Source organism: Streptomyces lacaronensis (assembly GCF_047337785.1).
Classification (GTDB): Bacteria; Actinomycetota; Actinomycetes; order Streptomycetales; family Streptomycetaceae; genus Streptomyces; species Streptomyces lycopersici.
Genome location: NZ_JBLHDK010000003.1, coordinates 6,430,795 through 6,442,003, shown reverse-complemented (window position 1 = coordinate 6,442,003; position 11,209 = coordinate 6,430,795). Strand labels below are relative to the sequence as shown.

The following is an 11,209-nucleotide window of genomic DNA, read 5'->3' as shown; positions in this document are numbered from 1 at the left end:
GGCTCCCGTCCGCGCCGGCATAGGCTCCCCGTACGGGTTCCCCGTCCGCGCGCCGCCGCAGGCTCAGCGTCCGCCCCGGCACAGGATTCCCCTCCGCCCCGGCATAGGCTCAGCGCCATGCCCGCCCGCGTTCCCCCGCCGTCCCGTCCGATCGGTTCGGCGACCCGCGGGACCACCAACCCCAACCGGCTGCGCCGGATGGACCGGTGGATCGCGGCGGCGCACGGGCCCGCGCTGCGCCGGGCCGCGGAGGCGCCGGTGGCGGTGGATCTGGGCTACGGGGCGGCCCCCTGGACCGCCGTGGAGCTACTGGCCCGGCTGCGGACCGTACGGGCCGGGGCCCGCGTCGTCGGGGTCGAGATCGACCCGGGGCGCGTGCTCGCCGCGCGGCCGTACGAGCGCGAGGGGCTCACCTTCACGCACGGCGGCTTCGAGGTGCCGCTGCCCGGCGGGGCCCGCCCGGCGCTCATCCGGGCGGCCAATGTGCTGCGGCAGTACGAGGAGGGCGAGGTCGCCGCCGTGTGGCGGCGGCTGTGCGCCCGGCTGGCGCCCGGCGGACTGCTGGTGGAGGGCACCTGCGACGAGATCGGGCGGCGGCACGTATGGGTCGCGCTCGACGCGTCGGGCCCGCGCACCGTGACCTTCGCGGCCCGCCTCGGCTCCCTGGAACGCCCCTCCGACCTGGCCGAACGGCTCCCCAAGGCGCTGATCCACCGCAATGTGCCGGGCGAGCCGGTGCACACCTTCCTGCGCGACTTCGACCGCGCCTGGGCGGCCGCCGCCCCGTACGCGCCGCTCAGCGCGCGTCAGCGCTGGATACGCAGCGCCCAGACACTGCGGGCCGAGGGCTGGCCGCTCATCGACGGCCCACGGCGCTGGCGCCAGGGCGAGGTCACGGTGCGGTGGGAGGCGTTGGCGCCCCGGGGCTGACGGCGCCATCCGGGCCATCCGGGCCGTTCCCCGCGCCGCCCAGGGCGTGCGCGGTGCCCAGGGTGCCGCCTTCCGTGTCGGGGTCGGCCCCCGCCGCGTACTCCTCGCTGATCTCCTTCGGGCCGAACGGCCACACCTTCTCCAGCCGCGCCCACAGCACGAACGCCACACACCCCGCCGCGACCCAGGCGAGCGACCATTCGATGGGGTGCCGCCCGGGGGAGTTCTTGTCCGCGTAGCCGTAGATCACCAGCCAGCCCACCAGCGCCACCACGCTCGGCAGCGGATAGAGCCACATCCGGTACGGCCGCCGCAGGCCTGGCTGGCGGCGGCGCAGCACCGTGACGGCGACGACCTGCGCCAGGGCCTGCACGATCACCATGACCGTGGTCAGCAGCTGGATGAGCGTGGCCAGATCGGTGTGGCGGCCGATCAGGAAGCCGATCGCCGTCACGACGCCCATCGTGGCCAGGCCCAGCACGGGGAAGCGATGGCGCGGGTGGAGCGTGCCGAACGGCCGGAAGAAGACCCGGTCGCGGGCGGCGTCGTACGGCACCCGGGAGCCGCCCAGCAGCCCGGCGAAGACGGACGCGAAGGCCGTGATGAGGATGAGCACGGTGACGACGTCGGCCGCTCCCTTCCCCCAGGTCTCCTCCAGCACCGCCGAGGCGACGGACTGGGCGGCCACCGAGTCGGGGTCGGTCATCTCATGCCAGTCGACGACGCCGAGGGTGCCGATCTGGAGGAGCAGATAGATCCCCATGATCCCGGCGATCGAGGTGACGATCGCCCGCGGCAGGGTGCGGCCGGGGTCCTTGATCTCGGCGCCCATGTACGCGGCGGTGTTGTAGCCGAGGTAGTCGTAGATGCCGATGGTCAGGCCCGCGGCGAAACCGGTCCAGAAGTGACCGCTGGTCAGCTCGAAGGCGTGGTCCGGATAGGTGAACGCCTGCCCCGCGTCGAAGTGGCTGAAGGCCGCCACGATGACCAGGACCACGGAGGCGATCATCACGCACCACATGACGGCCGTGATCCGGGCGATGTGCTCGACGCCCCGCCACAGCAGCCCGATGACCAGGACGATGACCCCGAGACCGACCAGATCGCCCTGGGTCTGCGTCATATCCGGCCACAGATAGCCCAGATACTGCACCAGACCGACCACACCCGTGGACATGATCAGCGGAATGAACAGCATCGCCGTCCACACGAACAGGAACGGCATCAGCTTGCCGCTGCGGTACTGGAACGCCTGACGCAGATACACATAGCTGCCCCCGGCCCCGGGCAGCGAGGCGCCCAGCTCGGCCCAGATCAGCCCGTCGGCGAGCGCGAGCACCGCGCCCGCGACGAAGCCGATGACGGCCTGTGGTCCGCCGAAGGCGGCGACCATGAGGGGGATGGTGACGAATGGCCCGATGCCGCACATCTGACTCATGTTGATGGCGGTCGACTGGAACAGGCCGATACGGCGGACGAATCCGCCCTCGGTGCCGGACATCCGGACCTCCATTGCCCTCTCGCGCCACTGGCGCCACCGTGGGAGGGAATGAAAGTAAGGAAAGTTTCCAGTCGCGTCAAGGAGGTGGGACGGGGCAAAAAGGGATGGCGGCAAGCGATGACGGCCGGGGAGGCGGTCCCGGCCGCAAGGCGAGGAGGGCCGCAAGGCGAGGAGGGCCGTAAGGCGAGGAGGGCGGAGCGCGGCTCGGTCCGTCGGCGACCTCAGGCCACCGCCGCCGCACCCCCGGTCCGGGCTCAGGCCACCGCCGCCGCACCCCCGGTCCGGGCTCAGGCCACCGCCGCCGCGCCCGCCAGCACCTTCAGCGCCTCCGCCGTCGCCGACCCCTCGTCGGCCGTGTACGTGCACAGCATCTGCCCCGGATCCGCGGGCAGTACGAACGCCTCGAACCGCAGCACCAGCTCCCCCGCCTCCGGATGGCGGAACCGCTTGACGCCCCGCGTCCGCTCCTGCACCGCCTGCGCCTCCCACCGCCGCCGGAACTCCTCGCTCCGCTCCAGCAGCTCATGGGTCACCCGGCACACCCGCGAACTGCCCGGGTGGCGGCCGGTCTCCGCGCGCAGCCCGGCCACCGTCTCATCGGCGACCTCGGCCCAGTTCGGATGGATCTCCCGCATCCGGGGGTCGAGGAAGACCAGCAGCGGGCCGTTGCGCCGCTCCTCGGGGATCGCGGCGTAGTCGATGCCGAGCCGGGTGCCGAGGGTGTTCCAGGCCAGGATGTCCATCGCCGGTCCGTAGACATAGGCCGGGACGGTGCCGTCCATCGCGTTCAGCAGCTGCCGGATCTCCGGCCGCACCCGCGGCCGCGGATCGGGGTCGGGCTCCCCGGCGCGCCGCCGGGGCAGGGTGATGTTGCGCAGGTAGGTGCGCTCGGACGGGGTCAGCCGCAGCGCCCGCGCCAGCCCGTCGACCACGGAGTCCGAGACGGCCGGGGCCCGGCCCTGCTCGATACGGGTGTAGTAGTCGACGCTGATCCCGGCCCGCTGCGCGACCTCCTCACGGCGCAGACCGCGCACCCGGCGCCGCACGACTCCGTCCGGCAGCCCCAGCTCGGCCGGGTCCAGCGCGGCGCGGCGCGCCTTGAGAAACCCCTTGATCTCCGGTTCGGAATGGCCCATCGCTCCATTATCCGGGCAACGCCGGATTCTGGGCCGGACAGGTGGTTCTGGCAGACCCAGGTTGAGCCGGGCCTGGTGAGGTCCCCGCCCGGCGCCGAGGCTGAAGGCGCAGGACGCCACAGAAGGCAAAAGCCACAGAAGGCAAAGGCCACAGAAGGCAAAGGCCATAGAAGGCAAAGCCACGGAAGGCAAAGGAAGGCAGCTGCCATGAAGCGCAGGATCCTGGGCGGAACCGGCATCTCGGTGAGCGAGTACGCCCTGGGCGCGATGATGTTCGGCGCCCTGGGCAACGCCGATCACGACGACTCGGTACGGATCATCCACCGCGCCCTCGACGCGGGCATCAACTTCGTCGACACCGCCGACGCCTACTCCGAGGGCGAGTCCGAGGAGATCGTCGGCAAGGCCCTCAAGGGCCGCCGCGACGACATCGTCCTCGCGACCAAGGCCCATTTCCCGATGGGCGACGACCCCAACCACGGCGGCAACTCACGGCGCTGGATCACCCAGGAGGTCGAGAACAGCCTGCGCCGCCTGGGCACGGATTACATCGACCTCTACCAGATCCACCGGCCGGACCCGACGACGGACGTCGACGAGACGCTGTCGGTCCTGTCCGACCTGGTCAGGGCGGGCAAGGTGCGCGCCGTCGGCTCCTCCACCTTCCCGGCGGAGCAGATCGTGGAGGCCCAGTGGGTCTCCGAGCGGCGCGGGCACGTACGGTTCCGCAGCGAGCAGCCGCCGTACTCGATCCTGGCGCGCGGCGTGGAGGCGGCGGTGCTGCCGACCGCGCGGAAGTACGGGATGGGCGTGCTGAGCTGGGGTCCGCTCTCGGCGGGCTGGCTCACGGGCCGGTACACCAAGGCGTCCGACATCGATCTGTCGGGCGGCCGGGCGGCCGTGGAGAAGCACAAGTTCGACCCGTCGCTGCCCGACAACGCGCGCAAGCTGGAGGCGGTCGGCGCGCTGGCCGAGCTGGCCTCCGACGCCGGGCTCTCGCTGCCGCACATGGCCATCGCCTTCGTACGGGCGCATCCGGCCATCACCTCGGTGATCATCGGCCCGCGCACCATGGAGCACCTGGAGGATCTGCTCGCCGGGTCCGAGGTGGAGCTGAGCGAGGACGTCCTGGACCGGATCGACGAGATCGTCCCGCCGGGCACGGACCTCAACCGGGCGGACAACTACTACGTGCCGCCGGCGCTCGCGGACAAGAGCCTGCGCCGCCGCTGAACACCCGGGTCGGCCTGCTGGTGGCGACCCGCACAGGGGGACGCGCGTAAGAGACGCAGAACCGGCTGCCCGGCGAATCGGTGATACCCCGGGCGGCCAGGGTGACCAGCGCGGAGGTCTCGTCCACCACGGCACCCACAGCATCAGACCGTCCCGGTTGGCGGTGTGCACACCACGCTCGGCCAGCCGTTCGGCCGGCCGCGAGTGGGGCTGGCCGAAAAGGCGGCGTGCAGGACACCGGGCCGTCGTTCAGGACAGCCGCAGGGTGTGCAGCAGCGCGTCGATGAGGGTGCGGTCGTGGTCGTAGGTGAGGCGGAGGCGGGCCGCGTCCGGGGGCAGCCAGACCAGGCGGTCGACCTCGCGGTTGGGCACGAAGGTCTCGTCGTGGTCGACCGCCTCCGCCGCCCAGTAGCGGACCTGCTTGGGGCGGCCCTTGGCCATGTAGTGGAGAGTGGGCAGCGCCTGCCCCGGGGCGCAGCCCATACCGGTCTCCTCGGCGACCTCGCGCACCGCGCCGTGCAGCGCCTCCTCGCCGTGCTTCAGCTTGCCCTTGGGATGCGACCAGTCGTCGTAGCGGGGGCGGTGGACGAGGGCGACCTCGAGCCCGCCGCCGCGCGGGGACCGTCGCCACAGCACACAGCCCGCCGCCAGGACCGTCCCGGTGTCCGTTGCGGTGTCCGTTCCTGTGTCCGTTCCGACCAGCCCGTCAGCGCGGGAATTCCGCCGGTTCATCCGTCGTCTCTCCCTCCCCGGTCCTCCGCCGTCCTCCGCGTTGTGCCGTGCGCGTCTTCCTTCGGTCCTTCGGGTCCGGCGCCCGCCGCCCGTCCTCAGGAGGATCTGGCGGCGGACACGCGCCGCCAGATCCGGCCGAACGCGAAGCGGGCCGCCTCGACCTCATGCCGCTGATCGGCGTGGAGCACCCCGAGCGCGTACGCCGTCGCCGGGGCGATCCGGGGCGTACGGGCGGCGGCCGCCGCGGCGGCCGCCGCCTCGGCCGCGTCGCGGTGGCGCTCCAGCGCCTGCCCGGCGGCCAGCAGCCGCACCGACAGCGGCAGCTCGGCGTCCACGGGGCCGGAGCCGCCCGGACCGGAGCCGCCCGGACCGGAGCCGCCCGGCCCGCTCGCCCCGTCCGGCTGCTGCCACGCCTGGTCGAGCACCTCCAGCGCGTACCGCCGCAGCCGCAGCAGATGGCGCACCTGGTGCCAGGGGGCGTCCTGGCGCTCGCTGGCGGGCGGGGCGTCCGCCGCCGGGGTCGCCGCCAGGCCGTGGACCAGCGCCTCCGCGTTGTACGGATGCCCGGCGCGGACCAGCGGCAGCGCCTCCACCGACTCGGCCAGCCGCCGGTTCGCCAGCTCGGCGAGCGGCGGCAGCACCTGCCCGGCGGGGCGGGTGGCGTTGGCCTCGTCGAGCGGGACGTCGGAGGCGAGCAGGGCGACGGTGTCGGCGACCGCGTGGAAGCGGGAGGAGCCGAGCGCCTCCAGGGCGGCGGTGTGGGCCCGGGTCCGGGCCAGCGTGAGCTGGCGCTCCAGCAGCGCTCCGGCGCGGGCCGCGCCCACGGTCAGCGCCCCGCCGCGGGCCTCCTCCTCGGCACCGGCCCGCTGATGGGCCGCGCCCGGCCGGCCGGGCCGCTCGCCCTTCTCGCCCTTGGCGCCCCGGCCGCCCTTGTCGCCGCGCTCACCGCGGCGCCGTCCGGCCGCCCGGCCCTCGTCCCGGTCCCGGTCCCGGTCCCGGTCCCTGGTCGTCCCGGCCGCGCCCTCGGCGCCGCCGCCCGCGTCGGCCGCACCGGGCCGCGCACCCTGCCCCCCGACAGGGTCCGCGGCCCCACCTCCCGGCGCACCGGCGGCCAGGGAGACGCTGCGGCGGGAGGCACGGGTGGGGCGGGGAATCGGGCCCGCCGTGCCGGTGGGGCCGCCCGCGCCGTCGACCGCGACCGTGACCCCGCCGCGCGCGGTGCGCGCGGCGCTCGCGCCACTCGTGGCATGCGCCGCGTTCACAGGCTGTGTGTCGGAGGGCCACTCCCCCGGGCTCGCGGCGTCGGCGGCCGTTCCCTCGCCCTGCGGTGAGCGGTCCGAGGGGCCGCCCGCGCCCGAGAGCCGGTGCAGGGCGCCACGCAGCCGGTCCAGCCGCTCGGCGTAGGCCTGCTCCCGCGCCAGCGTGCCGGTCAGCCAGGCCAGCTCGGTCCGCAGCTCATCGGACCAGGCCGGGTCGGTGATCGGGCGGTAGACGTAGAGCGCGCCGCTGATCCGCCGCGCGGCGCGGCGCAGCAGCCGGGCGGCCTCGGCCGCCTCCTGGACATCGGAGCCGCTCTCACGGTGCAGCCGCAGGCTGCGCAGGAAGTTCCCGGCCTGGGCGTGGAGATACGCCGACAGCACCTCCCCGGCCGTCGCCGCCTCCCACGCGGGCGCTCCCGAAGCCCCGGAAGCCGCCGAAGCCGCAGCCGGTGCCGAAGCCGCGGCGGGTGCCGCAGCCCCCGAAGCCGCCGCCGCGGCCTCCGCCGCCCGGTCCGTCACGCCGTCGGTCCCCGGGCGGGGCGGGTCGGCGGCCGGGTCCGCGGCGCCCGTCATCCCGGCCGGCGGCAGGTCATGTCGTTGAACCACGCCGTCGCCTCCGGGCGTCGATGAGCATCTCCTGAACGTTCCGCAGCGGCTGGCCGTCCGCGTCCGTGGCGTGCCGGGTCCACTCGCCGTCCGGGCCCAGGTGCCAGGACGAGGTGGAGTCGGCCATCCCGGTCTCCAGCAGGCGGTTGAGGGCTGCGCGGTGGCCGGGGTCGGTGACCCGCACCAGCGCCTCGATCCGGCGGTCGAGATTGCGGTGCATCATGTCGGCGCTGCCTATCCACACCTCCGGCTCGCCGCCGTTCCCGAACGCGAACACGCGCGAATGTTCCAGGAAGCGTCCGAGGACCGAGCGGACCCGGATGTTCTCCGAGAGCCCGGGGACGCCCGGCCGCAGCGCGCAGATGCCGCGCACCCACACATCGACCGTCACCCCGGCCTGCGAGGCCCGGTAGAGGGCGTCGACGACGGCCTCGTCGACCATCGAGTTGACCTTGATCTTGACGTAGGCCGGGCGACCCGCCCGCTGGTGGGTGATCTCCTTGTTGATCCGGGTGATCAGCCCGTCGCGCAGCGACTTGGGGGCGACCAGCAGCCGCCGGTAGTTCTCCCGCCGGGAGTAGCCGCTCAGTCGGTTGAAGAGGTCGGAGAGGTCCGCGCCGACCTGGGAGTTCGCCGTCAGCAGCCCCAGATCCTCGTACAGCCGGGCGGTCTTGGGGTGGTAGTTGCCGGTGCCCACGTGCGAATAGCGGGTGAGGGTGTCGCCCTCCTGGCGGACCACCAGCGACAGCTTGCAGTGGGTCTTCAGGCCCAGCAGGCCGTAGACCACGTGGCAGCCGGCCTCCTCCAGCTTGCGCGCCCACTTGATGTTGGCGTGCTCGTCGAAGCGGGCCTTGATCTCGACCAGCACCAGCACCTGCTTACCGGACTCGGCGGCGTCTATGAGGGCGTCGACGATCGGCGACTTGCCGGAGGTGCGGTACAGCGTCTGCTTGATCGCGAGGACGTCCGGATCGGCGGCCGCCTGCTCCAGGAACGCCTGCACGGAGGTGGAGAAGGAGTCGTACGGGTGGTGGAGCAGGACGTCCCGCTCGCGCAGCGCCGCGAATATGTCGGGCGGGGAGGCGGACTCCACCTCGGCGAGGTCCCGGTGGGTGCCCGCCACGAACTTGGGGTACTTCAGCTCCGGCCGGTCCAGCGCGGCTATGCCGAAAAGACCGGTGAGGTCGAGCGGTCCGGGCAGCGGATAGACCTCCGCGTCCGAGACCTTCAGCTCGCGCACCAGCAGGTCCAGCACATACGGGTCGATGGACTCCTCGACCTCCAGCCGCACCGGGGGCCCGAAGCGGCGGCGCAGCAGCTCCTTCTCCAGGGCTTGGAGAAGGTTCTCGGCGTCGTCCTCCTCGACCTCGAGGTCCTCGTTGCGGGTGACCCGGAACATGTGGTGCGCGAGCACCTCCATCCCCGGGAACAGCGCCTCCAGATGCGCCGCGATCACGTCCTCGAGCGGTACGTACCGCTGCGGCGACGGCTCCAGGAAGCGGGAGAGCGACGGTGGGACCTTCACACGTGCGAAGTGATCATGCCCGCTGACGGGGTTGCGCACCACGACCGCGAGATTGAGCGACAGCCCCGAGATATAGGGGAAGGGGTGTGCCGGGTCCACGGCGAGCGGGGTCAGCACGGGGAAGATCTGCTGCCGGAAGAGGGTGAAGAGGCGGGACTGCTCCTTCTCGGTGAGATCCGGCCAGCGGACCAGATGGATGCCCTCCTCCGCGAGCGCCGGGGCGACGTCCTGCTGGTAGCAGGCGGCGTGCCGGGCCATGAGCTCACGGGACCGGTTCCAGATCAGCTCCAGCACCTCGCGCGGCTGCAGCCCGGAGGCCGAGCGGGTGGCGACCCCGGTGGCGATGCGCCGCTTGAGGCCGGCGACCCGCACCATGAAGAACTCGTCCAGATTGCTGGCGAAGATCGCCAGGAAGTTGGCCCGCTCCAGCAGCGGGGTGGACGGGTCCTCGGCCAGCTCCAGCACCCGCTCGTTGAACCCGAGCCAGCTGCGCTCCCGGTCCAGGAACCGTCCCTGCGGCAGCTCCCCGCCCTCCGTGCCGGGCCCGGTGACCTCCTCGTACGAGTCCAGGTCGGCGTCGAGGTCGGGGTCGAGCGACCGCACCGGTGCGGCGACAGCATGCGGCCGGTGGGCCGCGATGGACCCGACCGAAGGCTGGGAGTTGGGCTGGGGCTGCGGGGAAACCGATGCCTGACCGCTTGTGTGGCTCATGAACTCATTGTTCCGCGCCGGAGGTGAATACGGCGTGGCGGAAGCGGGTGCGGAAACGGCACGGAGCCTCCGGTTCGACGAATTCGGCACAGCGGGCTGCATTCAGTGATGCTCGCAACCAAGGTTGAATCGCCGGTAACGGAGACATGGCGCGTAGGAAATCGGGACCCATCCCCCAGGGGGTCCCGCCCTCTTCACGCCCCCGGGGCCACCTTCACGCCCCCGGGCTCAGGTCCCGCTCAGATGTCCCTCAGGTCTCCGTTTTCGCTCAGGTCTCCGTCCGGTACATCAGATCCGTCTCATGGGTGACGAAGCCGAGCCGCTCGTAGACCGCGACCGCGGCGAAGTTGTCGGCGTCCACATAGAGCATCGCGGTCGGCAGCCCGCGGGCCGCCAGATGCCGCAGCCCGATCGAGGTCAGCGCCTTGCCGAGGCCACCACCCTGCGCGTCCGGCCGCACGCCCACGACGTACACCTCCCCCAGCCGCTCCTCGGCATGCACCTTCGTCCAGTGGAACCCGACGATCTCCCCGCCCCGCTCCGCCAGGAAGAACCCCTCCGGGTCGAACCACGGCTCACCCTTGCGGTCGTCCAGATCACGCTGGGTGAGCGAACCCTGCTCGGGGTGGTGGGCGAAGGCCGCCGCGTTCGCCGCCAGCCACGCGGCGTCGTCCGCACCCGGCCGGAAGGTCCGTACGGTCACGCCCTCCGGGAAGGCGGGCTCCGGAAGACCGAGCTCCGCGAGTGACCCCAGAGGCCGCCGCATCTGCCGCAGCTCCCGGAACAGCGTCAGCCCCAGCACCTGCGCGAGATGGCGCGCCGAGGCATGCCCCCCGTGCGCCCAGATCCGCAGCCGCTTCCCCGACTCCCTCAGCAGCGTCACCCCCAGCGCCCGGCCGTGCCCCTGTCCACGGTGCGCCGGATGCACGACCAGCTCGGCGGCCGGGGCCTCCACCGGGTCGGTGTCCTCCAGCTGGGCGTACCCCGCCAGCTCCCCGCTCGGCTCCCGCAACACCAGATGCCGCACCCCCTCCCGCCGCCCCCGCAGCTGGAGCCGCCCCTGCTCGGACACCGCCTGCTGCCCATCGGCCCGCGCGGACTCCGCGACCAGCCGCAGCACATCCTCCACCTCGGCCGACGTCAGCTCCTCCAGCACATCGAGCCGCCGGGCCCCGGATGTCTCGTTCACCACGTCATTCATGAGGCCGAGCCTACGGCGGCCCCATTGTGCGGCAAGCCGCTGCACAATTTATTACCGGCGAGTCACCCGGCTGTCCCATCCCGTCGAGGATGTCATCGGCGATGCGGGAGAGGTCCTCGGCGCTGGGCATCAGCTCCCGCACATGGGGCGGCAGCGCGGCATACGTGCTCACGGCGAACGGTGCGTTGTCGCTCCGCGGGGCGTACTCGATCGTCCCCTTGTCACGGCTCTTGGCGATGAGGATCCCGAGGGTCGGATCGTCGCGCTCCATTGGGCAACAGCTTGTTGCCCCATGTGTTCGGGCCATGTTCGAGCCATCTGCTGCATGTACTTGAGATTCCGCGCACCGAAACCGCGCTGGTTCGGGAAGGCTGT

The 11,209-nt window shown here is 72.7% G+C and carries 9 protein-coding genes; 2 read left to right on the top strand and 7 right to left on the bottom strand.

Features of this window, described 5'->3' with window-relative positions; genetic code table 11:
• Positions 1 to 117: 117 nt before the first annotated feature.
• Positions 118 to 930: a methyltransferase domain-containing protein gene (locus ACMTAK_RS28180; protein WP_413808768.1), complete on the top strand. Its 813-nt coding sequence runs from the start codon at positions 118 to 120 to the stop codon at positions 928 to 930.
• On the opposite strand, the gene ACMTAK_RS28175 is transcribed toward ACMTAK_RS28180, so the two are convergent.
• Both ACMTAK_RS28175 and ACMTAK_RS28170 read right to left on the bottom strand, forming a co-directional pair.
• Positions 893 to 2,431 (bottom strand): APC family permease, encoded by a 1,539-nt coding sequence (locus ACMTAK_RS28175; protein ID WP_413808767.1) that lies wholly within the window; start codon positions 2,429 to 2,431, stop codon positions 893 to 895. The genes ACMTAK_RS28180 and ACMTAK_RS28175 overlap by 38 nt on opposite strands.
• A 287-nt stretch (positions 2,432 to 2,718) precedes the next feature.
• Positions 2,719 to 3,567: a helix-turn-helix transcriptional regulator gene (locus ACMTAK_RS28170; protein WP_413808766.1), complete on the bottom strand. Its 849-nt coding sequence runs from the start codon at positions 3,565 to 3,567 to the stop codon at positions 2,719 to 2,721.
• A gap of 207 nt (positions 3,568 to 3,774) precedes the next feature.
• Between ACMTAK_RS28170 and ACMTAK_RS28165 the strand changes: the two genes are divergently transcribed.
• Positions 3,775 to 4,800 (top strand): aldo/keto reductase, encoded by a 1,026-nt coding sequence (locus ACMTAK_RS28165; protein ID WP_413808765.1) that lies wholly within the window; start codon positions 3,775 to 3,777, stop codon positions 4,798 to 4,800.
• Positions 4,801 to 5,049: 249 nt separating this feature from the next.
• Here ACMTAK_RS28165 and ACMTAK_RS28160 read toward each other — a convergent pair whose 3' ends face one another.
• The 5 genes from ACMTAK_RS28160 to ACMTAK_RS28140 all read right to left on the bottom strand — a co-directional run bounded on the left by ACMTAK_RS28160 (position 5,050) and on the right by ACMTAK_RS28140 (position 11,105).
• The gene (locus ACMTAK_RS28160) at positions 5,050 to 5,532 is read right to left on the bottom strand and encodes an NUDIX hydrolase (RefSeq protein ID WP_413808764.1); all 483 of its coding nucleotides are present in this window, start codon (positions 5,530 to 5,532) and stop codon (positions 5,050 to 5,052) included.
• Positions 5,533 to 5,627: 95 nt separating this feature from the next.
• A complete protein-coding gene (locus ACMTAK_RS28155) occupies positions 5,628 to 7,364 on the bottom strand; it encodes a CHAD domain-containing protein (RefSeq protein WP_413813010.1) in 1,737 nt (578 codons plus the stop codon).
• Between the two features lie 16 nt (positions 7,365 to 7,380).
• Entirely contained in the window at positions 7,381 to 9,633 is a 2,253-nt protein-coding gene (locus ACMTAK_RS28150; protein ID WP_413808763.1) for an RNA degradosome polyphosphate kinase, read from the bottom strand.
• A 268-nt stretch (positions 9,634 to 9,901) separates the two neighbouring features.
• Positions 9,902 to 10,834, bottom strand: a complete 933-nt coding sequence (mshD, locus tag ACMTAK_RS28145) for a mycothiol synthase (RefSeq protein ID WP_413808762.1) — start codon at positions 10,832 to 10,834, stop codon at positions 9,902 to 9,904.
• Positions 10,835 to 10,844: 10 nt separating this feature from the next.
• Positions 10,845 to 11,105 (bottom strand): hypothetical protein, encoded by a 261-nt coding sequence (locus ACMTAK_RS28140; RefSeq protein ID WP_413808761.1) that lies wholly within the window; start codon positions 11,103 to 11,105, stop codon positions 10,845 to 10,847.
• Positions 11,106 to 11,209: the final 104 nt, after the last annotated feature.